The organism is Paenibacillus sp. J22P51, from assembly GCF_059692215.1.
In genome coordinates, this window is record NZ_JCAUAZ010000003.1 from 218,247 (window position 1) to 244,539 (window position 26,293).

Here is a 26,293-nt window from a genome sequence, read left to right on the forward strand (position 1 = left end):
AGTTTTATTAACAATGGGTGTGGCATTTGTGCTTGCGCTAATCATGGGGCCGTTATGTATACCTATTTTACGACGTATGAAATTTGGGCAGCAAATTCGCGAGGATGGCCCCCAGGGACATCTCAAAAAACAGGGCACACCAACGATGGGCGGCGTCATTATCTTACTTGCGCTCTCCTTGGCTGCGCTTCGTTTTGCGGACAGAAATATAGATTTGCTTATTCTTTTACTAGCCTCCTTGGGCTACGGACTTGTCGGATTTTTAGATGATTATATTAAAATCATTTTTAAACGCTCTTTGGGACTTACAGCAAAGCAAAAGCTTTTTGGTCAATTATTGATTTCAGCCATTGTCTGTTATTTACTTATTATGCAAGGTCACAGCACAGATATTTATGTACCGTTCGTATCTTATCACATTAATGCAGGATGGTTGTATTTCCCACTTATGGCAATCCTGATGTTAGGTGCTTCGAATGCGGTTAACTTTACAGACGGCTTGGACGGCTTGTTAGCGGGGACAAGTGCAATTGCTTTTGGTGCTTACACGATCATTGCGATGAATAATACGCAGCCGGAAGCGGCGATATTCTCAGCGGCTATGGTTGGCGCGGTACTCGGTTTCCTTGTCTTCAATGCTCACCCTGCCAAAGTCTTCATGGGAGACACAGGTTCACTCGGAATTGGTGGTGGACTTGTTGCCGTAGCTATTTTGACTAAAGCAGAACTGTTGCTTGCCATTATTGGCGGTGTTTTCTTAATCGAAATCCTTTCTGTTGTCATCCAAGTAGTTTCCTTCAAAACAAGAAAGAAGCGCGTATTCAAAATGAGTCCGATTCATCATCACTTTGAGTTGGTTGGATGGTCCGAATGGCGAGTTGTCATTACTTTCTGGGTCGTAGGTCTCGTGCTTGCCGTGCTCGGATTATATATGAATGAGGTGTTGTAGAACATGAAGCATCCGCGGGATTATCGTGGACTTGAAGTGATCGTACTCGGCTTGGCTCGCAGCGGTGTCGCTGCAGCTAAGCTTTTTCATCAAAAAGGAGCTCTCGTCACTGTCAATGACAAAAAGGAACGAAGTGCGTGCCCTGAAGCCGACGAATTGGAGGCTCTGGGTATTTCTGTTGTATGCGGGTTTCATCCGGAGTCCCTCGTTCATGAAGGGGTAGCGCTGGTTGTCAAGAATCCAGGGATTCCTTACTCTGTCGAGCCTATTCGTAAAGCAGAAGAGCTGGGCATTGAGGTTGTGACAGAGGTTGAGGTAGCGTATCAATTTTGTGAAGCGCCAATCATCGGGATAACAGGCTCCAATGGGAAAACGACAACTACTACGCTAATCGGCTTAATGCTGGATGCGGCTGGCTTGCAGCCTGTTGTAGCGGGTAATATAGGTCGTGCGTTAACGGAAGCCACACCAGAAGTGACAGCCGAGAATTGGATGGTTGTGGAATTAAGTTCTTTTCAACTAAAAGGGACCACATCGTTCCGACCTACAATCGGCATGCTGTTAAATTTATACGAAACGCATTTGGATTATCATGGCTCCATGGCGGATTATATCGCCTCTAAAGCCAAACTATTCGAGAATCAAACGGAAGCCGACACAGCGATTTTGAATTGGGATGATGAAGTATGCCGAGGTCTCATGCCAAGTCTGAAGGCAAAGCAGTTCCCTTTTTCGAGGAAGGAAAAGCTGGCACTTGGTGTTTATTTGGATGCGGAAACGGACTGCCTTGTCTATGCAAACGGTCAAGGAATGATTCAAACGATTCTTCCTGCGACGGAAGTGGGCATACCCGGCAGCTTTAACGTGGAGAATGCGTTAGCAGCCGCTGCAGCGGCCATTACAGCTGGCGTAGCTCTGACTACGATTGCTGATGTGTTGAGAAGCTTCCATGGCGTAGAGCACCGACTGGAGCTTGTGAGAGTACTGGATGGCGTAACCTTCTATAATAACTCTAAAGCAACGAATTCAGCTGCTTCTGTGAAGTCAATTGAGGCTTTCGATCAACCTGTTGTCTTAATTGCTGGCGGCTTGGATCGCGGTTCGGATTACATGGAACTATTGCCAACTTTCCGTGAGCGAATCAAAGGAATTGTAACTTTAGGGCAAACAAGAGAAAAAATCATGCATATTGCCGAATTGGCAGGGATTAGCAGGGTTCAAACCGTCGATACTGCTAAGGATGCAGCGGACGCGGTTTCACAAGCCGTGCAGCTTGCCTGGCAAATGAGTGAGCAAGGGGACATCGTTCTTCTATCACCTGCTTGTGCAAGTTGGGATATGTTTCCATCCTTTGAGGACAGGGGACGCATGTTTAAGGAGTCCGTGCATAACCTTTAAGTAGGGCTTATCCACTCCAAAGGACTAGTAGTTTAACTGACAACTGTCTGTTAACTAGTCAGTAGAAGGGGGCCCACAACTGACAAAGAGGTGTCTGTAATGGGTAAAGCACGCTCCGCTCCTGACATTTGGATTATTATTCCGACCTTGATGCTTTTGACAATCGGCGTTATTATGGTCTACAGCGCTAGTAGTGTACTTGCGTTTCGTGAATTTGGCGATTCCTTTTATTATTTAAAAAGGCAACTGATTTTCGCTGTTCTGGGAATTCTTGCGATGTTCTTCACAATGAATGTAGATTATTTGGTGTGGAAGCGATTTGCTAAACTAGCGCTGTTAATTTGCTTTGGCATGCTGATTATTGTATTGATTCCTGGTATCGGGGTCATTCGAGGCGGTGCCAGAAGCTGGCTAGGTATCGGGGCTTTCGGGATTCAACCTTCTGAATTTATGAAAATCGGGATGATTCTCTTTCTTTCCAAGATGCTATCTGAAAATCAATCCAAGATCACACTCCTGACTAAAGGGTTAATGCCGCCTTTAGGCATTATGGGATTGGCGTTCGGCTTTATTATGCTGCAGCCTGACCTGGGAACTGGGGTTGTTCTCGTGGGAGCTGCCCTTTTGATCATTTATACGGCAGGTGCGAGATTGCTTCATCTCTCTTATCTAGGTATGATAGGGGTTGCTGGTTTTATAGGGCTTGTTATCGCCGCGCCCTATCGCCTTAAACGGATTACAGCCTTTCTAGACCCGTGGCAGGATCCGCTTGGCGCAGGCTATCAATCTATTCAATCCTTATATGCAATCGGGCCTGGTGGTCTTGTGGGCCTTGGATTAGGGATGAGTCGCCAGAAGTATAGTTACTTACCAGAACCGCAAACTGATTTTATTTTTTCGATCATTGCAGAAGAACTTGGTTTTATTGGTGGCACGTTGGTACTGCTGCTCTTCACCATCTTAGTATGGCGGGGAATGCGCGCAGCCATCACAGCACCTGATACATTTGCCAGCTTAATTGCTGTAGGTATTATCGGTATGATCGCCGTGCAAGTCATTATTAATATTGGCGTCGTTATTGGGATGTTTCCAGTAACCGGCATTACGCTGCCATTCATAAGTGCAGGAGGGTCTTCATTGACGCTTATGCTGACATCTGTCGGCATCCTGCTTAATATATCCCGCTATTCGAGGTGACAGGGGAATGAAGACAATTGTTTTTACCGGAGGTGGCTCCGCAGGCCATGTTACCCCTAATTTAGCGCTTATGCATAAGCTCAAGCAGCAAGGTTGGGAGATCACATACATAGGCTCGGCTACAGGAATTGAAAAAGACATTATTGATCGAGAAGGGGTTCCCTTTTATCCGATCTCATCAGGGAAATTGCGACGCTATTTTGACCTTAAAAATATAAAAGATCCATTCAAAGTGATGAAAGGTGTTTATGAATCGTATCGGTTACTTAAACGTTTGAAACCCGCCATTGTCTTTTCGAAAGGCGGGTTCGTTTCCGTTCCAGTCGTTCTCGGGAGTCGGATGAATAACATTCCAGTTATTATTCATGAATCCGATATGACGCCAGGATTGGCGAATAAAATTTCCATCCCATTTGCGACAAAGGTCTGTGTTACGTTTCCAGAATCACTTTCGCATATTAAAGGTGGCAAGTCCGTTCTAACTGGCTTGCCGATCCGTGAACATATGGGCAGTGGGAAAGCATCACGCGCCCTGCAGCTATGTGATTTTCATTCGCAGAAGCCAGTGATACTAGTCATGGGGGGGAGCTTGGGGTCGCAAGTGCTTAATCAGGCCGTGCGTACTAACCTTGTTCGATTGCTCCAGCAATTTCAGATTGTGCACCTTTGCGGCAAGGGAAATGTGTCTACGGAGCATCTTCAAACCCGTGGCTATAAGCAATTTGAGTACTTGAACGAGGAGCTGCCAGATGTGTTGGCGATGACGGATCTCGTCATTTCCCGTGCTGGTGCAACGTCTATTTTTGAATTTCTAGGCTTGGAAAAGCCAATGCTGTTAATCCCGCTTTCCCGTCAAGCAAGTCGAGGCGACCAGATTCTGAACGCAGCTTCCTTCCAGAAGGCTGGCTATGCGGATGTGATTCAAGAAGAGGATTTAACCGCCAATGGACTTGCCGAACATGTAGAAGCGCTATATGCGAACCGTGAAACGTATAAGGCAGCGATGAAATCACGGAATGAAAGCGATGCTGTTGCGGCCATCGTGAAATTGATTGAAGCGCATAGCAAATCGTTTTGATTTTGTTAAAGCATATAGGCGATTGTCACACTCTTTCCGATTTTACATAAACTACACTATAACCGTGACAGACACCTAAGGCTTCATAAATGAGCAAGGACGAAGACCGGCCAACTTCGTCCAGCTCCATATGAATGAAATGATGGAACTCTTTGCTGTTAGTTCCATGCATTTCGCCCTACGTTCTGTGAAGGAGGTTTTCCCATGCAGAAGTTAATAGCCGACTTACAGGCATCAAATATTGGCGAGATAAGAACGAATGAACGACTGGCTCCCTACACAACGTGGAAAATCGGCGGTCCGGCTGATTGCTTGATTATTCCTCACTCCAAAGAGCAGGTTGCTGCTGCCATCAAGTTTCTCCATGAGCGTGGCGAACCTTGGACCATTATTGGCCGGGGCTCTAACTTGCTTATTCGAGATAAAGGAATTCGAGGCGTCGTTATTAAGCTAGGTCAGGCGCTAGATACACTTCGCTTTGAGGGTGCGATGGTCTACGCTGGTGGCTCCTATTCGTTCATTAAATTGTCCGTACTCGCAGCCAGAGAAGGTTTAACCGGACTGGAGTTTGCTTCAGGGATTCCCGGTTCTGTGGGAGGCGCCGTCTACATGAATGCAGGGGCTCACGGGTCCGATGTGTCACGCATACTCAAGCAGGCTGAAGTCATCCTGGATACAGGGGAATTGGTCGTCATGCAGGCAGATGATTTAAAATATGCTTATCGACATTCTATTTTGCACACATTGCCTGGCATTGTAACAGAGGCTGTCTTTGAATTACAGGCTGGAGACCGCAACGAAATCGCAGGGGCCATGGCCGCTTACCGAGATCGGCGACTCCGCACGCAACCGCTCCAATTAGCTTGCGCAGGAAGTGTATTCCGCAACCCCGAAGGGGGATTCGCAGCGAAGCTCATCGAAGAAGCAGGCCTGAAAGGCAAACGTGTCGGTGGAGCAGAAATCTCAATGCTTCACGCCAATTTCATTGTTAACACCGGAGAAGCTACAGCCGAGGACGTTCTCACTCTTATCAACGAAGTACAGCTGATCGTAGAGCAAACCTACGGAATCAAGCTAGTACCTGAGGTTCTGGTAATGGGTGAGAGGTAAATCGGAGGTGGAATTTTGGAGAAGCTCGTTATCGAAGGTGGAAGACCTCTTACGGGAGCCATCCAGATACACGGCGCGAAAAACGCCGCATTACCAATATTAGCTGCCTGCCTACTTGCTAGTGGCACGCATACTTTACACAATGTTCCTAATCTGCTCGATATCGACACCATGCTGAGCATTCTTCGTGCACTGGGTTGTCGTGCCGAGCAGCAAGGAGATACGGTAACCGTCACAACATCCACAGTTCATTCCTCCCACATCCCCGAAGAATTGATGGGTCAGATGCGCTCTTCCATCTTTCTCATGGGTCCGCTAATCGCTAGATTCGGCAGTGTCACCGTGTACCAACCGGGTGGCTGTGCGATCGGCGAACGAAAAATCGATTTGCACCTCAAAGGCTTACAGGCTCTTGGAGCCGATATTGAAGAATTCGCCAATAAAATCGTTTGTACCGCAGAAACACTGCAGGGTAATGAAATCTTCCTGGACTTTCCTAGTGTAGGGGCGACCGAGAATATTATGATGGCTGCCGTGAAAGCGGAGGGTATCACAACGATTTACAATGCTGCTCGTGAACCTGAGATACAGGATTTGCAAAATTTCTTGAATGCAATGGGCGCGGACATTATTGGGGCAGGAACGGACACTATTACCATTCGCGGCGTAACAACACTTACTCCTTGCACGTATCGAATTATTCCCGATCGCATTGTAGCGGGCACATTTCTAGTCGCTGCTGCGGCAACAAGAGGGAATATTACGTTGGAAAAAGTGAACCCTGCTCATTTAACCTCGGTCATCCATGTGCTTAAGCGTGCAGGTGTTCAAATCATCGCAGACGGTGATATAATACATGTAAGCTGCAAGGCAAGGCCTAAGGCAGTTGAACGTATCGTGACTTCGCCTCATCCATCTTTCCCGACGGATTTACAATCACAAGTCATGGTGCTTTTATCTCTAGCAGATGGACTTAGTGTTATGAAAGAAACGATATTTGAAGGTAGATTTAAGCACGTGGATGAACTGTCACGGATGGGTGCGGATATTCGCGTAGATTTGAATTCAGCCTTTATCCGTGGGGTGCCAAGGTTATATGGGGCTACGGTTGAAGCAACTGATTTGCGGGCTGGTGCTGCTCTTGTTATCGCCGGTCTAGCTGCGCATGGCACAACGATCGTTGAACAAATTCATCATATTGATAGAGGCTATGATAGGATAGAACATATGCTAGTCAGACTCGGGGCCTCTGTACTTCGTCAAGCTCCGGTTCCAAGTGAGTAATATCTTGCGTGGCAATCGCGTATCCCTTCCTGCGAGCAGGAGGGGATTCACGGTTTTCACTCTTACAGTAACTTTTAAATAGGTGGTGCCCCTCTTGTCCGAAGATAACAAAGTACCAACGCTGCCTGTACCTAAGCCGCGAACGCGTACGAATCGGAAGCTGCTCTCATTTTTGATCATTTTTTTCATAACCGTACTCATTATTTTGTTTTTCCAATCATCACTAAGTCGCATTAGTCGTGTTGAGGTAGAGGGGAATGTGTTATTAGCCTCGGATATTATTGGACAAGCTAGTCAAGTTGCAGTGGGGGACCGTTTTTTTGCGGTCAGCTCCAAGACGATTGAGCAGCGTATATCTAAGGTTCCTATGATCAAGAGTGCCACGGTGAAGAAGATTTTTCCAGGTGTGATTCACATCCAGGTAGAAGAATTCCCTAAAGTGGCTTTCCAAATCGCGCCTGACGGGAAAAAGCAAGCGGTGCTCGCAGATGGCGGTGTGATTCAATTGCCGGCTGGAAGCGGTATTCCGCTAGATATGCCGATTCTAACGGGGTGGGACGATAAGGATCCTAACAAAGCGGCTCTATGCAAAGTGCTTGGCCAAATCCCGCAAAGTGCGTTGTCCGATGTTTCTGAGATTAAGCCGGATCCTTCCGAATCTTACCCTGACAAGATTAAAATCTACACGCGGTCACAATTCGAGATCCACACAACGATTGCCTACCTGCCAGATAAGATTGATAATTTGCCTGGTTATATTGCTGGTTTAGTAGAGGACCACATTACGAATGGGGTCATCACTATGCTGGAAGCTGAATATCACACACCATTTACAACTAGTGGAGAGACCAAAGCAGCCGATTCCAAATCAGATCCCAAGAATACGCCAAAATCAACGCCAAAACCGTAACAACTGTACGAGATTGGGGTTGCTAACAAAAAAACACAGATGAGACTACTCAATCTCTGAAAAAAATGTTAAAATTAGTTTTATGGTTAAATAGGCTCTATCTGCTTACTCTATTTTTTCTTGTATTTACTAGACGAGAACGTTTGCATTTCACAACAATAAGATGAGAAATTGAAACTGGGTTTTAAATGCAAAAAAAATGTAGAAAAAAGAGGGAATATGGCGGTTGTGTGGAATACGTATAAAAGTATTTGTGAAGATTTTGCAATTTTACCTAAGTTACAGGAGGTGCCAGGGGCTTGAGCAACAATGATATCATTGTTAGTTTAGACATCGGTACATCCAAAGTTCGAGCTATTATTGGGGAAGTTGTTAACGGAACCATTAATATAATAGGAGTGGGATCTGCCGAGTCAGAGGGTATTCGTAAAGGCGCAATCGTAGATATTGATCAAACTGTGCATTCTATTCGCAGTGCCATTGATCATGCAGAACGAATGGTCGGTATACAAATTTCCGAGGTTTACGTTGGAATTTCAGGAAATCATATTTCTCTTCAATCGAGTCACGGTGTTGTTGCTGTATCTAATGAAGACCGGGAAATCGGAGAAGAAGATATTGATCGCGTCATTCAAGCGGCAAGAGTCATCGCATTACCTCCCGAACGTGAAATTGTTGGAGTTGTACCTAAGCAATATTTGGTTGATGGACAAGAAGGTATTAATGATCCACGCGGTATGATCGGTGTTCGTCTGGAAGTAGAAGCGACGATTATTACTGGAGCCAAAACGGGCATACATAATTTAATCCGTGTTGTGGAAAAATCCGAACTGAAGGTTTCGGGACTAATTTTAATGTCCCTAGCATCTGGTAATTTGGCTCTGTCCAAAGATGAGAAGGCTGTAGGAACCGTGTTGGTTGATATCGGTGCCGGTGCAACGACAATTGCCGTGTTTGATGAAGGTAATTTAGTAGCTACATCCACGATTCAAATCGGTGGAGAATTTATCAGCAATGATATCTCTATTGGACTGCATACACAGCTGGAAATTGCGGAGAAAATCAAGCTGAAATATGGCTGTGCTTCTGTAGAAGATTCTGCACCTGATCAAGTGTTTAAAGTGACGAGAATGGGCAGCAATGTTGAAAAAGAGTTCTCTCAAGTGGATCTTGCGAATATCGTTGAGCCTCGTGTCGAAGAGATTTTCCAATTAATTCGTGCCGAAGTTCATCGTTTAGGATATGGTAATCTTGCAGGTGGCTATGTACTCACAGGCGGTACCGTTTGTATGCCAGGTATTCTGGCGATTGCACAATCCGAACTGGCAACATCCGTTCGTATAGCAGTGCCTGATTTCATCGGGGTACGTGATCCATCCTACACGAGTGGTGTTGGTATTATTCAATTCGTCTCCAAATACATGAAGAATCGTAATTCAGGTTTCGCCAAGAAACTGGCAACCAAGACTACCAAAAAATCCTCCGATAGTCAAAAGCCAGGTTGGGTTGAACGAGTTAAAAATTTCTTCAGTGAATTCATTTAGTGAACGTTAAGTTAGGGGGATATGGCTCATATGTTTGAATTTGATATGGATTTAGACCAATTGGCTCAGATTAAAGTCATTGGTGTTGGTGGCGGCGGTAGTAATGCAGTTAATCGCATGATTGAAAACGGTGTTAAAGGTGTAGAATTTATTACCGTGAATACGGATGCACAGGCGCTTCATTTGGCCAAGTCCGTACATAAATTGCAAATTGGCGATAAATTGACCCGCGGTCTAGGCGCAGGAGCGAATCCTGAAGTCGGGAAGAAAGCAGCAGAAGAGTCAAGGGAGACGATTCTGAATACGCTTCGCGGCGCTGATATGGTTTTCGTAACGGCGGGAATGGGCGGCGGTACAGGTACAGGCGCTGCTCCGGTCATTGCAGAAATCGCGAAAGAGGTTGGCGCACTTACCGTTGGTGTTGTGACTCGTCCGTTTACTTTCGAAGGACGCAAGCGTTCATTGCAAGCAGAGCAAGGCATTGCGGCATTGAAAGAGAAAGTAGATACGCTTATTATTATCCCGAACGACCGTCTTCTTGAGATCGTCGATAAAAAGACTCCGATGCTAGAAGCGTTCCGCGAAGCGGATAATGTTCTTCGCCAAGGTGTACAAGGGATTTCAGATTTGATCGCAGTACCAGGACTTATCAATTTGGACTTTGCAGATGTCAAAACGATTATGACAGAACGTGGTTCGGCCCTTATGGGGATCGGCGTAGCTACGGGTGAGAATCGTGCGGCGGAAGCAGCGAAAAAAGCGATATCGAGTCCATTGCTGGAGACTTCAATCGAAGGCGCACGCGGTGTTCTGATGAACATCACAGGCGGTATGAACCTAAGCTTGTACGAAGTGAATGAGGCCGCTGATATTGTGGCATCTGCTTCGGACATCGAGGTTAATATGATTTTCGGTGCTGTTATCGACGATAAGCTGAAAGATGAGATCCTAGTTACTGTTATTGCAACGGGTTTCGAACATAAAGCGGCTCCCATTCATCAGTCTATCAAACGTCCAGTTACATCAAGCCAGCCAGAAACGGCAGCGCCTGACAATCGACTGAACAACCTCAAACCATTTGGTGCACAGCCATCCAATGATCAATTAGATATTCCGACGTTTCTGCGTAACCGCGGACGGAATACTGACAAATAATTACACAATATCTGTCTAGAGACCGAAGCCCTACATGATGTAGAAGCTTCGGTTTTTTGTTGTTCTATAAGCTTTTCTCAGGTGGAAGAGCCCGCGCCAACTGACAAAAAAAGTAGGTTCCTACTAGCAAGTTTAGACAGACTTTGAACTTGGAATCCAATATACTGATTTAGAACCTTAAAGTTTCGTCATGAATTTGCTAGATAGTGTCCGTCTTGGAGGTGAGGCATGGTATGGTCGTCTATGCGGATCTCATTTTCCTGCTCAACTTTCTGGTGGATGCAGCCTTACTTATTGTCACGGCAAAAACGCGAAAAATAGCGTTCAAATGGTGGAGAATCACGCTTTCAGCAGCTTTAGGAGCTTCATATGTTGTCATGATGTTTTTACCAGTTCCAACTTTATTTTTTACATTTTCTGTGAAATGTATGTTTTGTACAGGTATGATTATGACCGCTTTTGGTTACGGCTCCTTACAAAATTTATTGCGGAATATGGGGACGTTTCTACTCATCAATTTCGCTGTTGCCGGTGGGCTGTTTGGTATTCATTATGTGCTCGCGTCTTCCTCGGAAGTGATGAAGGGAATTGTATTCACCCAATCTGGCGTGGCCGTCTTTCAATTTCAAATTGGAAGTATCTTGTTTGTGCTCCTCCTGCTCCTTCCCCTCACTTGGTGGTTTCGAACGGTGTTCCAAAGTACAAAGCAGCGCGAGGTTATGACAACCTATTTGGCAGAAGTCACAATTTATGTGGGGGACTACATTGCCACCTGCAAGGGTCTTATTGATACTGGAAATCAATTGTATGACCCATTAACGCGTACCCCGGTTATGGTTATGGAGGTTGCCGAGTGGGGAGATGTACTTCCTGCACAGTGGCTGCAAAGGATACGATCAGCCGATGTGGATCAAATCATTAGTGGCATTGGTGTAGAGGAGTTTATTTGGCAAGATCGTTTGCGTCTAGTTCCCTATCGTGGTGTTAATCGAAATACCCAATTCATGCTGGCTATTAAACCCGATAAGGTGGTGATCACGCATAATGATTCGCAAATGGAGGCAACGAAGGTACTTATCGGACTTGACGGAGGAAAGCTGTGCAGCGATGGTTCCTATCAAGCAATTATCCATCCAGCATTGATATCAGCTGGATAACGCAGCTTATGCTTACGATGAAAGTTTTGCCAAGGCAAAACTCAGTTTACGCTTACGAAGAAAGTTTTGCCACAGCAAAACTCTTAGGAGGAAACTAACATGTTCTTGAAGTGGAAACTGCTTTTTCAACTAGCGTATTATCGTATTTTGATGTTACTTGGTCTCAAAGGTGAGGAAATCTATTACATAGGTGGTAGTGAAGCTTTGCCACCACCGCTTACTCGTGAAGAAGAAGAATACTTATTGGAAAAGTTACCATCTGGGGATGCGGCTATTCGAGCTATGCTAATTGAACGAAACCTAAGATTGGTTGTCTATATAGCGAGGAAATTCGAGAATACGGGCATTAACATAGAGGATTTGGTTTCGATTGGAGCCATCGGTCTGATCAAAGCTGTTAATACATTCGATCCTGAGAAGAAGATTAAGCTGGCTACCTACGCTTCTCGTTGTATTGAGAACGAAATTCTAATGTACTTGCGTAGAAATAGTAAAATTCGAACGGAAGTTTCATTCGATGAGCCGTTGAATATTGACTGGGACGGCAATGAGCTACTCTTATCCGATGTATTAGGAACTGAGAATGATACGATTTATCGGAATATCGAGGAGCAAGTTGACCGGAAGCTTTTACATAAAGCGCTGGATAAGCTGAGTGAACGTGAGCGTATTATTATGGAGCTCCGTTTTGGGCTGCAAGATGGGGAAGAAAAGACGCAAAAAGACGTTGCAGACCTGTTGGGTATTTCGCAATCCTATATCTCTAGATTGGAAAAACGGATCATAAAGAGGCTGCGAAAAGAATTTAACAAGATGGTCTAAAAATTTTTTTTGGCGGGAAATGTCGAAATTGTTCAGCAGTCACGGGAGGGAGCGAATCAGTACCCTTTTGTCAAGTGGCTGGATAGGGGATAGTGCAGGAATAAATCGACCGCTCACGGGGATAATTAACAGTAATGTTTCTCCTTGGGAGGTAATCACGGTGACCCGAAATAAAGTTGAGATATGTGGAGTTGACACCGCCAAACTGCCTGTGCTGACCAATGCAGAGATGCGTGAGTTGTTCACTGACCTGCAAACTAAACAGGAACGAACTGCAAGAGAGAAATTGGTCAATGGCAACTTAAGGTTGGTACTGAGTGTGATTCAACGGTTCAACAATCGTGGAGAGTATGTGGACGATCTCTTCCAAGTTGGCTGTATTGGTTTGATGAAAGCCATTGATAACTTTGATTTAAGTCAAAATGTCAAATTCTCGACCTATGCTGTACCGATGATTATAGGTGAGATACGCCGCTACTTACGAGATAATAACCCGATTCGCGTTTCTCGTTCCTTGAGAGATATTGCTTACAAAGCTTTACAAGTTAGAGACAGTCTGACGAATCAAAACTCACGCGAGCCTTCCATTTACGAAATCTCTGAAGCTCTGAATGTACCCAAAGAAGATGTCGTGTTCGCACTTGATGCTATTCAAGATCCGGTATCCTTATTTGAGCCCATTTATCATGATGGGGGAGATCCCATCTATGTGATGGATCAAATAAGCGATGAGCGCAATAAGGACATGTCATGGATCGAGGGTATCGCCTTGCGCGAAGCCATGCATAAGCTGAACGCCAGAGAGAAAATGATCCTTTCCATGCGTTTCTTTGAAGGGAAAACCCAGATGGAAGTGGCAGATGAAATCGGCATCTCTCAAGCACAGGTCTCGAGGTTAGAGAAATCAGCAATTTGTCAGATGCAGAAGCATGTGAAATCCTAAGTGTAATTAACAAAGACTGGAACGGCCTTGGTAGACAAGCCGTGAAGGTCTTTTTTCGTGTATCAGGACATTTTGCCCAGTACACACATATACTAATAAAAAATCGGTACAAATTCTAATGAGATATGTGGTGATAGGCCTCATGAAAATATCTGATTTCCAGACGAAGGATGTAATTAATATTGTGGACGGTAAAAAGCTTGGACAAATCAGTGATTTGGAGCTTGACCTGCGCCAAGGACGAATCGAGTCTATAGTTGTGCCGAATCAAACCCGATTCTTCGGATTGTTCGGAACAGGGACCGATGTTATTATTCCTTGGAAGCATATCGTGAAAATTGGTGCTGATGTTGTGCTCGTGAAGCTGGAAGACGTTCGGCCGTATCGTCAAACGGATGACACCGAAGGAGTATATGAGTTTAATCGTCAGTTTCGAAATTGACGGTCGACACACGTGGTGAAGCAGCTCAGCAGCACGAGCAGCTTATCAGCCGTCGTGTGTTTTTTTATTTTGTGCTAAAGTAGAGATATACAAGACAGAATGGAGGAGAATGGCATTGGAACCATTTGTCGTACAATCACAAGAATCTACCGAGGATCAGCCGGTCCTTTTAAACATAGCTCCATGGCTAGCTTCATTCCCTGAATTAACGGCGGGCTTCACCTCTCGTTTAGGAGGCGTAAGCCAGGCCCCGTTTGGTTCTCTAAATTGCGGTCTTCATGTGAACGATAACCGAGCAGATGTTATACGCAATCGTGAGCGCATTGCTGATGCCTTAGGGCAGCCATTTACGTCTTTTACGTATGCAGAGCAGGTACATGGGAATGACATCGCTATCGTCAGTCTAAAGGAGCAAGGTATGGGGCGAGATAGCAGGGAATCAGCTCTTCAATCGAAGGATGGTTTTATTACAAAAGAGAAGGGTATCGTACTCTGCGCGCAATTTGCGGATTGTGTTCCGCTGTATTTCTATGATCCAGTTCAGCAAGTGGTTGGGCTTGCGCATGCGGGTTGGAAAGGTACTGTGTTAAACATTTCCATGGCTACAATATCCTTAATGACACATACTTTTGGTAGTCAGCCCTCTGATATCCGTGCAGCTATCGGTCCCTCGATCGGAGCCTGTTGCTATGAGGTTGATGAGACGGTAGCATCGCGCGTTAGGCAAGTAATTGATGAATCACAGATGTCACATGATGAACACAAACCTGTAATTACCGATAAAGGCAATGATAAGTATTTGTTGAATTTGCAACAATTGAATCGAAATTTGATCGAGCAAGCAGGAATTTTGTCGTCCCATATCGAAGTAACTCAGTTATGTACGAGTTGCCGAACAGATCTCTTCTTTTCACATCGAAAAGAAGGGGGTTCCACAGGTCGGATGATTGCTTGGATCGGTCTGCGCCCGTAAGGAACCGGTAAGGTGTGTTGAATTGAGGTGTAGGGTAAAATGAGCGTATTGGAACGCAAACAAGAGGTTGAAGCTCGGATTGCAGCTGTATGTCGGCAGTCAGGCCGAGAAGAAAATGAAATTAAGATCATTGCCGTTACCAAATATGTATCTTTAGAAACGACTGAACAAGTATTAAACACGGGTCTACTACATATTGGTGAAAATCGTTGGCAAGATGTGAAGCCGAAGTGGGAAGCCTTGCACGAGCGTGGAACATGGCACTTTCTAGGTCATCTGCAGACGAACAAGGTGAAGGATGTCATTGGGAAATTTGCCTACATTCATTCCCTAGATCGGATGTCGCTTGCGAGGGAGTTGGACAAGCATGCTGCCGCATTAGGAATAGAGGTCAATTGTTTCTTGCAAGTGAATATATCCGGTGAAGCCACGAAGTATGGTGTAGCGCCCCAAGAGTTCTTCCAATTTGCTGAAGAAGTAAGTAAGCTAGTACATATTCGTGTTTGTGGATTGATGACCATGGCTCCCTATGAGCTGGAGTCCGAAGAAACGAGACCTGTTTTTCGCGGGTTACGTGCGCTGCGAGATCAATTGAATGAGCGAAATTTGTTTCCTTATGAAGTGAAAGAATTATCGATGGGCATGTCAGGCGACTTTGATGTGGCGATCGAAGAAGGTGCAACTTGGGTGCGACTAGGTACAGTTTTGGTAGGCAAAGAGGGCTAGGGCGTTAGAAACTTTATTCCGAGTTATGATGTTGTCAGGAGGGAACCACGATGGGTGTATATAACCGATTTATGAATTTTCTGGGTCTCCAGGAAGAGGAAGAAATTGTGGAGCGTGAACGGATTGTAGAAGCAACGGAAGAACCTGAAACCAATCCTTACGAATTACGTAATAAAAATAAGGCGAATGTCGTTAGTATACATTCCCAGAAAAATTCTCGCGTTGTCCTCAGCGAACCTCGCACCTATGAGGAAACACAGGACATTGCGGACCATCTACGTGCTCGTAGAGCCGTTGTGGTTAATTTACAGCGAGTTCGTGGCGATCAAGCCATCCGAATCGTAGATTTCTTGAGTGGTACGGTTTACGCATTGAATGGGTCTATTTCTAAGCTCGGACCGAATATCTTTCTCTGTACACCAGATTCAGTAGATATTCATGGCCACATCTCCGAGATGATGGGCGAGGAATAGACGCATATCCCCAAACACATAGACAGAGGTGGAAAACTACGTGGATAACGTTTACTCTTTTTTAAGCGTTGTAACAGAAATTTATTATTTCATGATTATTGGTTATTTGATCTTATCCTGGTTTCCAAATGCACGTGGCAGTTTTGTCGGTGGACTGCTCTCTAAGTTGGTTGAACCGTATTTGGCTCCATTCCGCAAAATCATCCCAAGCATCGGTTTCATAGACCTTTCGCCAATCGTGGCATTGATCGCATTGAAATTCGTAGTCATGGGAATCTTCGCGGTCCTTGATTTCATCGTGGGGATTTTCTAGTCTTGACGAAGGATATCTATGGACATTTTCACCCGGACGAGCATCATTTTGTCGACAAGGCCTGGGATTGGGCCCAGAGAGCTGCTGAACAGCATGCTGTGAAATTAACCGATTTCCTCGATCCCAGACAAGCGTTTATCTTGAACTCACTCGTTAACCGACACCCGGATGTGCATTGCCGTTTCGATGGCGGTTATGAGGCAGCAGAGCGTAGACGAGCCTTGATTGCCCCTGATTATCGGACTTTGGAAGGTGAAGACATGGCGATGGCTGTGTTAGCGGTTTCTTCAGGGGATGGCAAATTTCTAACCTTAGAACACGGAGATTACATGGGCGCCATTCTTGGACTCGGCATGAAGCGAGACAAGATTGGCGATATTCATGTTATAGAGGGTGGCTGCCATTGTCTGGTGACCCAGGATGCGGCCGATTATTTGCATTTGAATTTGTCCCAAGTACATAGAGTGCATGTTCAAACGGAATTGCTCTCTTTAGATAAGCTTGAGCTAGCGCAAGTTCAGTTGGATGAGCTGCATTTATCCGTTGCCTCCATGCGGATGGACGGTATTGTAAGCGATGTATTCCGGCTTAGCCGAGCCAAGGTGCTGCAACCCATCCAAGCAGGCCGTTGCCGCGTGAACTGGAAGCTGGAAGAAGATCCGAGTAAGCCTTTGAAAGAAGGAGATATGATCTCCTTGCAGGGCTTTGGTAGATTTAAAGTGCTTGAAGTGGAAGGCGTATCGAAAAAAGGTCGAATTCGTGTGAGGATTGGCAAGTTTGCATGATCGTGGATAATTTATCCACGAACTTTGCAGGAATTGCTATTTTTCTGTCGAACTGAACTGTATAGACATGGGTGTAGGCTAGCTTTCAGACAAGTTCAGCTTATGCTTACGAAGTCAGTTTTGCTACGCAAAACGCTAAGGAGGGGCACTGATGCCATTAACACCGCTAGATATACATAATAAGGAGTTTTCACGTTCGTTTCGTGGTTATGATGAAGATCAAGTGAATGAATTCCTAGATCAAGTCATCAAGGATTATGAAGCACTCATTCGTGAAAATAAGGATTTGCAGAATCAAACTTTGGCCTTGCAAGAGCGTTTGGATCATTTCACGCACATTGAGGAATCGCTGAGTAAGACGATCATCGTCGCTCAAGAAGCTGCGGATGAAGTCCGAAGCAATTCGAAGAAGGAAGCTCAGTTAATCCTGAAGGAAGCGGAGAAAAATGCGGATCGCATTATTAACGAATCATTGACGCGCTCTCGTAAAGTGGCACTTGAGATTGAAGAACTCAAGAAACAAGCTTCCATTTATCGCACACGCTTCCGGACGTTGCTTGAAGCTCAACTTGAATTATTGAACACAGAAGGCTGGCAAAGTATGCAGTTTGAACATAAGGAAGAGTAGGTATAGGACAATAGGCAGTTCTCATATTGACTATGCCTGCCAGATTGGTTATACTCCTGTTAAATGTATCGCAATAAAGCTATGACTGGAACGAGTAGGACGTTATGAGCAGTGTCAGCGAATTAGGGTTTTGGTGTGAGCCTAATCTCTGCAGCGTACCGAATATCCCCCAGGAGCGTCTCTTGAAATGAGTAGGGAGAAACGGGTCATGCCGTTACACATGATCGAGTGAAGAAGCTCTGTTCGATTCGCCATAAGGCGTGTGTTCATGATGCTTTTTAACGAGGGTGGTACCGCGAGTTAAGTTTCTCGTCCCTTTTGGGATGAGAGGCTTTTTTTGTTTTTCTAGGCAATTATAGATTGAAGCAGGGATGGAGTGGTAAACATGGATTATGGCAAAACATTAAATCTATTACAAACCGAATTTCCGATGAGAGGTAATTTGCCTCAAGCCGAACCCAAAATGCAGGAGCATTGGGAAGCTGAAGACATTTATGCCAAAGTACAAGAAAGTCGTAAGGGAAGAACGAAGTTCATTTTACACGATGGGCCTCCTTACGCGAATGGAGATATTCATATCGGTCACGCATTAAATAAAGTGCTGAAGGATATTATCGTTCGATTCAAAACACTTCAAGGCTTCGACGCGCCTTACGTACCAGGCTGGGATACGCACGGCTTACCGATCGAGCAGGTGATCACGAACAGTGGTAAAGTCGACCGCAAGAAAATGACGGTTCCAGAGTTCCGTGAATATTGCAAAGAGTACGCGTTGCAATCTGTTGAGAAGCAGAAGAGTCAATTCCAACGTCTAGGTATTCGCGGTGATTGGAAGAACCCGTACATCACGCTGCAGCCGGGCTATGAAGCACAGCAAATTCGTGTATTCGGTACGATGGTGCAAAAGGGCTTCGTGTACAAAGGGTTGAAGCCTGTTTACTGGTCTCCTTCTTCAGAGAGCGCATTAGCTGAAGCGGAAATTGAGTACAAAGAGAAAACATCAACGTCCATCTACGTGGCGTTCCCTGTGAAAGATGGCAAAGGCAAGCTTCCACAAGATGCAGCCATCGTCATTTGGACAACGACAGCATGGACATTACCTGCGAACTTAGGAATTTCACTTCACCCTGAGTTCGAGTATGCAGTTGTTCAAGCGAATGGGAAGAAATATGTGCTGGCACAAGGACTTCTCGCAACGGCTGCCAAAGAAATCGGCTGGAGCGAATACGAAGTACTATCGACAGTAAAAGGCAGTGAGTTGGAGTTTGTAACATGCCAACATCCTTTCTATGATCGTGAATCCCTCGTGATGGTTGGCGAGCACGTGACGCTAGAAGCGGGTACTGGCTGCGTTCATACAGCACCAGGACATGGGGAAGATGACTTTGCGATTGGTCAGCGATATAACATCGGCGTACTTTGTCCTGTGGACGACCAAGGTCATTTTACAGCTGAAGCGCCTGGCTACGAAGGCTTGTTCTATGAAAAAGGCGGCAAGCTGATCATTGAGAAGTTGCAAGAGTCCGGTCTTTTGCTTAAAGCTGCTGATATCCAGCATCAATACGCGCACGATTGGCGTACGAAGAAGCCTGTAATTTATCGTGCAACGGAGCAATGGTTTGCTTCGATCGATAAGTTCAGACAGGAGATGTTGGATGAAATCAAGCAAGTGAAATGGACACCAGAGTGGGGCGAAGTTCGTCTACACAACATGATCGCTGATCGTGGAGACTGGTGTATTTCCAGACAGCGGGCATGGGGTGTTCCGATCCCGATTTTCTATTGCCGCAGCTGTAATGAGCCGCTTGTAAATGAGCATACGATTGAGCATGTTGCCCAGTTATTTGAGCAAGAAGGCTCCAATGCCTGGTTTATCAAGGAAGAGAAGGATCTTCTGCCTCATGGTACAACTTGTACCAAATGTGGTCATGGTGAGTTCCGTAAAGAAACAGACATCATGGACGTATGGTTTGACTCAGGCTCCAGTCATGTGGCTGTTCTTGAGTCCCGTCCAGAGCTTCAATGGCCTGCGGATTTGTACCTGGAAGGTTCTGACCAGTACCGCGGTTGGTTCAACTCATCTCTGATTACAGGTGTGGCAACGAGAGAGAAATCACCGTATAAAGGCATTCTGAGTCATGGCTTTACCCTGGATGGCGAAGGCAGAAAAATGTCCAAATCCATTGGCAACACGATTGATCCGAATGTGGTTTGCGGCAAATTAGGCGCTGATATTCTTCGTCTATGGGTTTCATCCGTGGATTATCAATCCGATCACCGGATTTCGGACAATATTTTGAACCAAACGACTGAGGTTTATCGTAAAATTCGTAACACCATGCGATTCCTATTAGGGAATTTAAGTCAATTCAATCCAGCGACTGATCGTGTTGCTTATACAAGTTTATCCGAGCTTGATCGCTATGCATTGATTCGTCTGAACCGTATGGTTGAGAAAGTTATCAAAGCTTATGAAGCTTATGAGTTCCATGTTGTGTATCAAACGATCCACCATTTCTGTGCTGTTGAAATGAGCTCCTTCTATTTGGATATCATCAAGGATCGTCTCTATGCGAATGCGGCTGAGGATCAAGCACGTAAAGCTTCACAAACCGTATTATATGCGGCGTTAACCGCAATTACGAAACTGATCGCACCGATTCTTCCACATACTGCGGACGAGGTTTGGAAGTACATTCCTGGAGTTGAACTGAGTAGTGTTCAGCTTGCGGAGCTGCCAGAAGTAGATACAAATGTATATAACGAGGAATTGGAAAATAAATGGAATTCGTTCTTGGAAGTGCGGGATGACGTTCTTAAGGCGTTAGAAGAAGCGCGTAAGGAGAAAGTCATTGGTAATTCCTTAGGGGCAGCAGTGAATTTGTATCCAAATGAAGCGATGTTTGCTTTGTTGACGCAATTCGAGCAATTGGATCAGTTGTTCATCGTGTCCGCTGTTAACCTACACCCATTAGGTATTACCGTACCAGAAGGTGCTCTTCAGTCCAAAGATGTAGCCATTGCAATCGCTGTTGCAGACGGTGAAAAATGTGAACGTTGCTGGATAGTGACGCCTGAGGTTGGGCACAGTAAAGAGCATCCAACACTCTGTGTCAGATGTAACGATGTTGTGACTGCTCATTATCACGAGTAGAGGAACCAAACGAGCTTGCGCAATTGCGAAGCTCGTTTGTCCTGTTTTTAATAAGGCTATTTACTCGTCATCCAAATCGGCAGATCTTTCGGGTTCAAGGAATGGATCGCCTTCATCGCTATGCATATACTCGTTATAGGCTTTACTACGTACGATTGTAACATGCTCACCATATAGATCTGTGGCTACAAAGCTTTCGAAAGATTCTACATAGCCTTCCAGCTCATCGGCTTCGATGTACATGTCGTTGTAGCTTTCGACTTGATTGCTTTCAGCGAAAGCAGGTGAGTTTGAGGTTCCCCAGCTTTCTACAATTTGCCATGCATCTTCACCATCAAATTCTGTTTCATCGTTTCGTTCATCGAAGCTTGTTCGACCGAAAGGCGGGTAAAGAACCTGCTCTTCAACTGGACGCCGGAAGGATTGGTCGGGATCTGGTACATGTTCTATGCTGTATAACGTTGTGGGAATGGCTTGTAGGCGTTCATATGGTATAGGTTGGTGGCTAAATACACAAACACCGTATTGGCCACTTTCCATACGAGCTAAAGCCTCATTAACTTGCTGTAAATGCATCTCCGCGTGTTCATTGAGCGATATATCTTTGGCTCGTTCAAAAACTTCGGACCCGACATCGCCGGGATGATTATCATACATGGAGAGCTCGCCTATGGAATCAGAGAAAGAATTAGCGAGTCCAAAGTGATCATTACTGGCAAAATGCTTCTCAAGTGCAACCTTTTCCTCCAACAGTTGTACATATAACGTTTTTAATTGCTCATCGGTTAAATGGCTCATAGGTCATACAGCTCCCTTCTAACAGCTCATTCATACCGTTTATGATGCCGATAGACCGCTTTTTTTAGTGAGGTAATTCCTTGAAAAATAGGAATGTACAAGCTTTTACATTGTAGGAGGTACACTTAGATGAAATATTTGAAATATTACTTGTATGCACTTCTTGCATTCATTCTAGATCAAGTTACGAAATGGATCATTGTGAAAAAGGTTCCGCTCGGCGAGGAACGCCCTGTCATTGGGGATTTTTTCATGATCACATCCCATCGTAACCGTGGCGCGGCTTTCGGCATTTTACAAAATCAACGTTGGTTTTTCATCATCGTAACCATTGTCGTTCTGTGCGGAATTATTTGGTACATGCAGCGAACCATTCGTGAAGGCAAGGTGTTGTTACCCTTTGCATTGTGTTTACTTTTTGGAGGAGCACTCGGCAATTTCGTAGACCGCGCCTTATTCGCAGAAGTTGTAGATTTCTTTCAGTTTACATTCGATTTTAACTTTTTCGGCAAAGAGGTCGATTATATTTTTCCGATTTTCAATGTAGCTGATTCTTGCATTGTGGTCGGGGTTATCCTGATATTTATCGATTCGCTGCTAGCGTCACGAAAAGAGAAAAAAGGAGCAACACATGAACACAAACCAGACCTCACCTGAGTCCATGTCCCAAGAACCTATTGAATGGACAGTTGAAAATCAATTTGAGGACGAACGGATCGATAAATTTATTACAGAAGCGTTGGAAGAAGATATTTCTCGAACACTTGTCCAACAATGGGTTAAGGATGGCCACGTTAAGGTGAATGGGAAAGCGGTAAAGCCCAATTATAAATTATCCGTGCAAGATGTGATCGCTTTGCAAATCCCCGAACCACAAGGTGTAGAGCTTGCGGCAGAGAACATTCCATTGAATGTGGTATATGAGGATAGCGATGTCATCGTGATTAATAAGCAGAGAGGTCTCGTTGTTCATCCGGCGCCAGGGCATTATTCGGGCACCTTAGTGAATGCGTTAATGTACCACTGCCAAGACTTATCCGGCATTAATGGCGAACTGCGCCCAGGTATTGTGCATCGGATTGACAAGGATACGTCAGGCTTAATTATGTCAGCCAAAAATGATAAGGCTCATGCGAGCCTAGCGGAGCAATTGAAGGCGCATACCGTAAACCGTAAGTATATTGCCTTGGTACACGGACATATTCAGCATGATCAAGGTACCATCGATGCGCCGATCGGACGCGATTCTCATGATCGCAAGATGTATACCGTTACGGAGAAAAACAGTAAAACCGCAGTGACACACTTTGTTGTCATGGAACGTTTCGGTGACTTCACATTGGTCGAGTTGAAGCTGGAAACCGGCAGAACGCATCAAATTCGCGTACACATGAAGTTCATCGGCCATCCATTAGTAGGAGATCCGATGTATGGTAAGAGCAAAGGCATGTTGATGGACGGTCAAGCGCTGCATGCTGCGATTCTAGGATTTAAACATCCGAGGACTGGAGAATGGCTGCAGTTTGAAGCGCCGATTCCACCTGATATGGAGAACCTGATATCAACGATACGGACAACATAGTTCTTGTTCAATGGAGAGAGGAGAGCTACATGTGTTGGAGCATCTGATTAACCCGCAAGTGAAAGATATTCAAATTTCCGGTATTCGCAAAATTTCAAATCTAGTCAGCGCGATTCCTGGTGCTTTGACATTAACTATTGGCCAGCCTGATTTTCCGACGCCGCGGCATATTATCGAGGCGGGTCAACGGGCTTTGGATCAGAACAAAACAGTCTACACCCAGAACCCTGGACTCTTAGAGCTGCGTGAAGCTGTGTCTAACTTCGTAAAGGTCAAGTATAGACAGACTTATCGCGCGGCGGATGAAATTATCGTAACGGCAGGCGCTAGCCAGGCTGTGGATATCACGCTGCGAACGATTCTGACGCCAGGGGCTGAGGTTATCATTCCAGCTCCGATTTATCCTGGATATGAACCGTTAATTCGGTTAGCTGGTGGTGTGCCTGTCTATGTGGATACGAGAGAAAATGGCTTGAAATTAACAGCTGAGCTTTTGGAGCCATACCTAACCGAGAAGACACGTTGTGTAATACTCTGTTACCCGTCTAATCCGACTGGTCAAGTGCTCACGGAGAAGGAAATTGCTGATTTGGCTGAATTATTGGCGGATCGGGAGCTATTTATTTTATCCGATGAAATTTACAGCGAGCTGGTTTATGGGGTTCGTCACCATTCTATTGCAACAGTCGGCAAGCTGCGGGAAAAAACAATCGTGATTAACGGTTTGTCCAAATCCCATGCAATGACAGGCTGGCGTGTTGGCTTTACAATGGCTCCTGCGTATCTCACAGAGCACATGGTGAAGGTTCACCAGTATAATGTGACCTGCGCTAGCTCGGTAAGCCAATATGCCGCCTTAGAAGCGCTAACGGTTGGTATTGACGATGCGCTTCCTATGCGTGAGGCTTATTCAGCACGCAGGGACTACGTCTACGATCGATTGATCGCGATGGGCATCGAGCTTGAAAAGCCAGATGGCGCATTCTATTTGTTCCCTTCCATTGCGAAGTTCGGCTTATCCTCGCAAGAGTTTGCGATGAGACTGCTGCATGAAGAGCATGTCGCGGTCGTGCCAGGTGATGCCTTTACTTCCTATGGAGAAGGGTACATCCGCATTTCATACGCTTATGCTCAGGATGTACTAGAGCAATCGCTGGATCGACTTCAGCGGTTTGTAGGGAAATTATAAAAGCAGAAGCAAAAGGAACCATTGCTGGATCAGCGTTGGTTCCTTTTTTTTGGATATTTGAGGACAATGAACTAGTCAACCGTCAACAGCTATTGCCAACCCCAACCCCAACCCCAACCAGAAACAACTGTTCCACCTCTGAATTTGCCGTTACACCGCCAATCGTATCAGCAATAAATGGAAAAAATACAGTTAATTTCCTTGAATTAGACCGAGTTTAAAGACTAGATGGAAAACCTACAGTTAATTTCAAAGAAAATGCTGGTTTCAAACAAAATGAACAAATTTAGCTACACTAAATCCAGTTATTTGTGTTTTGGATGGTATCTTGCCGTAATTAGCTACATAAAATCCAGTTATTTACCCTAGCTACTATCGATGGAGGAAAGTTGGAATGGTGAGGTAATGGTTTACTTGAATCGTTGAATCGTTTCGAGGTGTAGCGGCGTGAAATTAACATGAGTATAATCATATATCCAACAAACAAAAACCTCCCGATCAACCACCATTAAATGGGGTTGATCGGGAGGTTTACTCAATCTAGCTAGACTTATATCGCAGATAAGCCGTAATCGTATCGATGGCTAAATCGATGGCACGCTCATCCGGATCAAGCTTGGCATTATGCAGGCCGTGAGGTGTATCCACACCTAACCAGAACATAAAACCGGGGATTTTCTCTAAGAAGTAACCAAAGTCTTCGCCAGTCATGGCTTCCGTGCACTCGAACAACGTAACGTTATCACGTCCACGAAGCCAGTCCATGAATTCCACGGTTAATGCTGGATCATTATACACTTGGCGATAATTCGAGCCCCAGTCAATCGTGACTTGGCATTCGAAGGAAGCTTCAATGCCCGCGGCAACTGCTTCAATACGTCCTTTGATCTTGTCCATAGAAGCAGCAGAAAGCGTGCGGATCGTGCCTTCTAAGCGGGCCTTCTCCGCGATGATATTCTGCTTCGTTCCAGCTTCCATTTTGCCAATCGTAATCACGGCGGAATCCAGCGGATTCACGTTTCGAGATACGATGGTTTGAAGCTGCCCAACCATCTGCGTTGCGGCGATGATCATATCGTTGGCTTGATGCGGGTAGGCCGCATGACCGCCTTTACCAAGCAGATCAATGAACAGCTCGGATGTGTTGGCGAACAAGATTTCAGGTCTGACGGCGATTGTACCGACCGGATACTCCGGCGCTATATGGAGCGCGACCATCTGGTCAGGCATCCAATCCTGTAATTCCTCTGCAGCTAGCATCGGTAATGCGCCTCCAGGACCTTCTTCAGCCGGTTGGAATAGCACGACGAGATCATCCTGCATAGGATTTTCTGTGAAGTGCGTCACAACCCCGATCCCGATGGACATGTGAAAATCATGCCCGCATGCATGCATATAGCCTGGATGCTGAGAAGGGAAAGGGAGAGTGGTCTCTTCCGAGATCGGAAGCCCGTCCATATCTGCGCGATAGCCGAAGCGCTTGCTTGGGTTTAAGCCTTTGATATAGACCAGAATGCCCGTACGCCATGTGCGGATCGTGAGACGATCCTGCGGCAGCTTGGCCAACTGGTCAAGCAGAAGCTGCTGCGTTTTGAACTCTTGGAACCCCGGTTCCGGGATTTGATGAAGCTGACGTCGCAGCTCAACGAAAGGGCTAAGCATAACGATATCCTCCAGATCTAG

The 26,293-nt window shown here is 45.5% G+C and carries 25 protein-coding genes and 1 other annotated feature; of the genes, 23 read left to right on the forward strand and 2 right to left on the reverse strand.

What is annotated here, in order from left to right; genetic code table 11:
- The first annotated feature begins 13 nt into the window (after positions 1-13).
- The 20 genes from mraY (at position 14) to ileS (ending at position 21,041) form a co-directional block, all read left to right on the forward strand.
- Positions 14-949 carry a phospho-N-acetylmuramoyl-pentapeptide-transferase gene (gene mraY, locus AC58QC_RS09140; protein WP_497415163.1) on the forward strand — a complete coding sequence of 312 codons (936 nt, stop codon included), beginning with the start codon at positions 14-16 and terminating at the stop codon, positions 947-949.
- 3 nt (positions 950-952) lie between these two features.
- Complete coding sequence (gene murD, locus AC58QC_RS09145) at positions 953-2,347, forward strand: UDP-N-acetylmuramoyl-L-alanine--D-glutamate ligase (protein ID WP_497414873.1); 1,395 nt, start codon at positions 953-955, stop codon at positions 2,345-2,347.
- Positions 2,348-2,446: 99 nt separating this feature from the next.
- Complete coding sequence (spoVE, locus tag AC58QC_RS09150; protein ID WP_497414874.1) at positions 2,447-3,544, forward strand: stage V sporulation protein E; 1,098 nt, start codon at positions 2,447-2,449, stop codon at positions 3,542-3,544.
- Positions 3,545-3,551: 7 nt separating this feature from the next.
- Entirely contained in the window at positions 3,552-4,622 is a 1,071-nt protein-coding gene (murG, locus tag AC58QC_RS09155) for an undecaprenyldiphospho-muramoylpentapeptide beta-N-acetylglucosaminyltransferase (RefSeq protein WP_497414875.1), read from the forward strand.
- A 204-nt stretch (positions 4,623-4,826) separates the two neighbouring features.
- A complete protein-coding gene (gene murB / locus AC58QC_RS09160; protein ID WP_497263946.1) occupies positions 4,827-5,732 on the forward strand; it encodes a UDP-N-acetylmuramate dehydrogenase in 906 nt (301 codons plus the stop codon).
- A gap of 15 nt (positions 5,733-5,747) precedes the next feature.
- Complete coding sequence (murA, locus tag AC58QC_RS09165; RefSeq protein WP_497414876.1) at positions 5,748-7,016, forward strand: UDP-N-acetylglucosamine 1-carboxyvinyltransferase; 1,269 nt, start codon at positions 5,748-5,750, stop codon at positions 7,014-7,016.
- A gap of 94 nt (positions 7,017-7,110) precedes the next feature.
- Complete coding sequence (locus AC58QC_RS09170; protein WP_497414877.1) at positions 7,111-7,926, forward strand: cell division protein FtsQ/DivIB; 816 nt, start codon at positions 7,111-7,113, stop codon at positions 7,924-7,926.
- Positions 7,927-8,225: 299 nt separating this feature from the next.
- Complete coding sequence (gene ftsA, locus AC58QC_RS09175; RefSeq protein WP_497414878.1) at positions 8,226-9,470, forward strand: cell division protein FtsA; 1,245 nt, start codon at positions 8,226-8,228, stop codon at positions 9,468-9,470.
- 30 nt (positions 9,471-9,500) lie between these two features.
- A complete protein-coding gene (gene ftsZ / locus AC58QC_RS09180; RefSeq protein ID WP_497414879.1) occupies positions 9,501-10,625 on the forward strand; it encodes a cell division protein FtsZ in 1,125 nt (374 codons plus the stop codon).
- A 233-nt stretch (positions 10,626-10,858) separates the two neighbouring features.
- On the forward strand, positions 10,859-11,782 hold the full coding sequence (gene spoIIGA / locus AC58QC_RS09185) for a sigma-E processing peptidase SpoIIGA (protein WP_497414880.1): 924 nt from the start codon (positions 10,859-10,861) through the stop codon (positions 11,780-11,782).
- Between the two features lie 99 nt (positions 11,783-11,881).
- Positions 11,882-12,604 carry an RNA polymerase sporulation sigma factor SigE gene (sigE, locus tag AC58QC_RS09190; protein WP_497241794.1) on the forward strand — a complete coding sequence of 241 codons (723 nt, stop codon included), beginning with the start codon at positions 11,882-11,884 and terminating at the stop codon, positions 12,602-12,604.
- Positions 12,605-12,764: 160 nt separating this feature from the next.
- Positions 12,765-13,547 (forward strand): RNA polymerase sporulation sigma factor SigG, encoded by a 783-nt coding sequence (gene sigG / locus AC58QC_RS09195; RefSeq protein ID WP_056612640.1) that lies wholly within the window; start codon positions 12,765-12,767, stop codon positions 13,545-13,547.
- Positions 13,548-13,689: 142 nt separating this feature from the next.
- Positions 13,690-13,989: a YlmC/YmxH family sporulation protein gene (locus AC58QC_RS09200; protein ID WP_497263952.1), complete on the forward strand. Its 300-nt coding sequence runs from the start codon at positions 13,690-13,692 to the stop codon at positions 13,987-13,989.
- A 109-nt stretch (positions 13,990-14,098) separates the two neighbouring features.
- Positions 14,099-14,962 (forward strand): peptidoglycan editing factor PgeF, encoded by an 864-nt coding sequence (gene pgeF / locus AC58QC_RS09205; RefSeq protein WP_497414881.1) that lies wholly within the window; start codon positions 14,099-14,101, stop codon positions 14,960-14,962.
- 39 nt (positions 14,963-15,001) lie between these two features.
- On the forward strand, positions 15,002-15,688 hold the full coding sequence (locus tag AC58QC_RS09210; protein WP_497414882.1) for a YggS family pyridoxal phosphate-dependent enzyme: 687 nt from the start codon (positions 15,002-15,004) through the stop codon (positions 15,686-15,688).
- 50 nt (positions 15,689-15,738) lie between these two features.
- The gene (locus AC58QC_RS09215; protein ID WP_056612633.1) at positions 15,739-16,161 is read left to right on the forward strand and encodes a cell division protein SepF; all 423 of its coding nucleotides are present in this window, start codon (positions 15,739-15,741) and stop codon (positions 16,159-16,161) included.
- A 40-nt stretch (positions 16,162-16,201) separates the two neighbouring features.
- Positions 16,202-16,474 carry a YggT family protein gene (locus AC58QC_RS09220; protein ID WP_497414883.1) on the forward strand — a complete coding sequence of 91 codons (273 nt, stop codon included), beginning with the start codon at positions 16,202-16,204 and terminating at the stop codon, positions 16,472-16,474.
- A 2-nt stretch (positions 16,475-16,476) separates the two neighbouring features.
- Positions 16,477-17,259, forward strand: coding sequence for a YlmH family RNA-binding protein (locus tag AC58QC_RS09225; protein ID WP_497414884.1), 783 nt, complete (start codon positions 16,477-16,479; stop codon positions 17,257-17,259).
- Positions 17,260-17,410: 151 nt separating this feature from the next.
- Positions 17,411-17,887 carry a DivIVA domain-containing protein gene (locus AC58QC_RS09230; protein WP_497414885.1) on the forward strand — a complete coding sequence of 159 codons (477 nt, stop codon included), beginning with the start codon at positions 17,411-17,413 and terminating at the stop codon, positions 17,885-17,887.
- 72 nt (positions 17,888-17,959) lie between these two features.
- Positions 17,960-18,207, forward strand: a binding site (T-box leader).
- Between the two features lie 65 nt (positions 18,208-18,272).
- Positions 18,273-21,041 carry an isoleucine--tRNA ligase gene (ileS, locus tag AC58QC_RS09235; protein ID WP_497414886.1) on the forward strand — a complete coding sequence of 923 codons (2,769 nt, stop codon included), beginning with the start codon at positions 18,273-18,275 and terminating at the stop codon, positions 21,039-21,041.
- Positions 21,042-21,101: 60 nt separating this feature from the next.
- Here the strand turns inward: ileS and AC58QC_RS09240 are convergent, their stop codons facing one another.
- On the reverse strand, positions 21,102-21,839 hold the full coding sequence (locus AC58QC_RS09240) for a TraR/DksA C4-type zinc finger protein (RefSeq protein ID WP_497414887.1): 738 nt from the start codon (positions 21,837-21,839) through the stop codon (positions 21,102-21,104).
- A gap of 138 nt (positions 21,840-21,977) precedes the next feature.
- On the opposite strand from AC58QC_RS09240, the gene lspA reads away from it, so the two are divergent.
- The 3 genes from lspA to AC58QC_RS09255 are packed head-to-tail and all read left to right on the forward strand — an operon-like array spanning position 21,978 to position 24,610.
- Positions 21,978-22,496 (forward strand): signal peptidase II, encoded by a 519-nt coding sequence (gene lspA, locus AC58QC_RS09245; RefSeq protein ID WP_497415164.1) that lies wholly within the window; start codon positions 21,978-21,980, stop codon positions 22,494-22,496.
- Entirely contained in the window at positions 22,471-23,421 is a 951-nt protein-coding gene (locus AC58QC_RS09250; RefSeq protein WP_497414888.1) for an RluA family pseudouridine synthase, read from the forward strand. Before lspA ends, AC58QC_RS09250 begins: the two co-directional genes overlap by 26 nt.
- 34 nt (positions 23,422-23,455) lie before the next feature.
- Complete coding sequence (locus AC58QC_RS09255) at positions 23,456-24,610, forward strand: aminotransferase A (protein WP_497415165.1); 1,155 nt, start codon at positions 23,456-23,458, stop codon at positions 24,608-24,610.
- Between the two features lie 540 nt (positions 24,611-25,150).
- On the opposite strand, the gene AC58QC_RS09260 is transcribed toward AC58QC_RS09255, so the two are convergent.
- A complete protein-coding gene (locus AC58QC_RS09260; RefSeq protein WP_497414889.1) occupies positions 25,151-26,272 on the reverse strand; it encodes an N-acetyldiaminopimelate deacetylase in 1,122 nt (373 codons plus the stop codon).
- Positions 26,273-26,293: the final 21 nt, after the last annotated feature.

What these genes read in the sequence shown, in the direction of transcription:
- mraY (WP_497415163.1), top strand. Translation starts at nt 14, where the DNA reads ATGGGTGTGGCATTTGTGCTTGCGCTAATCATGGGGCCGTTATGTATA.
- murD (WP_497414873.1), top strand. Translation starts at nt 953, where the DNA reads ATGAAGCATCCGCGGGATTATCGTGGACTTGAAGTGATCGTACTCGGC.
- spoVE (WP_497414874.1), top strand. Translation starts at nt 2,447, where the DNA reads ATGGGTAAAGCACGCTCCGCTCCTGACATTTGGATTATTATTCCGACC.
- murG (WP_497414875.1), top strand. Translation starts at nt 3,552, where the DNA reads ATGAAGACAATTGTTTTTACCGGAGGTGGCTCCGCAGGCCATGTTACC.
- murB (WP_497263946.1), top strand. Translation starts at nt 4,827, where the DNA reads ATGCAGAAGTTAATAGCCGACTTACAGGCATCAAATATTGGCGAGATA.
- ftsZ (WP_497414879.1), top strand. Translation starts at nt 9,501, where the DNA reads ATGTTTGAATTTGATATGGATTTAGACCAATTGGCTCAGATTAAAGTC.
- spoIIGA (WP_497414880.1), top strand. Translation starts at nt 10,859, where the DNA reads ATGGTCGTCTATGCGGATCTCATTTTCCTGCTCAACTTTCTGGTGGAT.
- sigE (WP_497241794.1), top strand. Translation starts at nt 11,882, where the DNA reads ATGTTCTTGAAGTGGAAACTGCTTTTTCAACTAGCGTATTATCGTATT.
- AC58QC_RS09200 (WP_497263952.1), top strand. Translation starts at nt 13,690, where the DNA reads ATGAAAATATCTGATTTCCAGACGAAGGATGTAATTAATATTGTGGAC.
- pgeF (WP_497414881.1), top strand. Translation starts at nt 14,099, where the DNA reads ATGGCATTGGAACCATTTGTCGTACAATCACAAGAATCTACCGAGGAT.
- AC58QC_RS09210 (WP_497414882.1), top strand. Translation starts at nt 15,002, where the DNA reads ATGAGCGTATTGGAACGCAAACAAGAGGTTGAAGCTCGGATTGCAGCT.
- AC58QC_RS09215 (WP_056612633.1), top strand. Translation starts at nt 15,739, where the DNA reads ATGGGTGTATATAACCGATTTATGAATTTTCTGGGTCTCCAGGAAGAG.
- AC58QC_RS09230 (WP_497414885.1), top strand. Translation starts at nt 17,411, where the DNA reads ATGCCATTAACACCGCTAGATATACATAATAAGGAGTTTTCACGTTCG.
- ileS (WP_497414886.1), top strand. Translation starts at nt 18,273, where the DNA reads ATGGATTATGGCAAAACATTAAATCTATTACAAACCGAATTTCCGATG.
- AC58QC_RS09240 (WP_497414887.1), bottom strand. Translation starts at nt 21,839, where the DNA reads ATGAGCCATTTAACCGATGAGCAATTAAAAACGTTATATGTACAACTG.
- AC58QC_RS09250 (WP_497414888.1), top strand. Translation starts at nt 22,471, where the DNA reads ATGAACACAAACCAGACCTCACCTGAGTCCATGTCCCAAGAACCTATT.
- AC58QC_RS09260 (WP_497414889.1), bottom strand. Translation starts at nt 26,272, where the DNA reads ATGCTTAGCCCTTTCGTTGAGCTGCGACGTCAGCTTCATCAAATCCCG.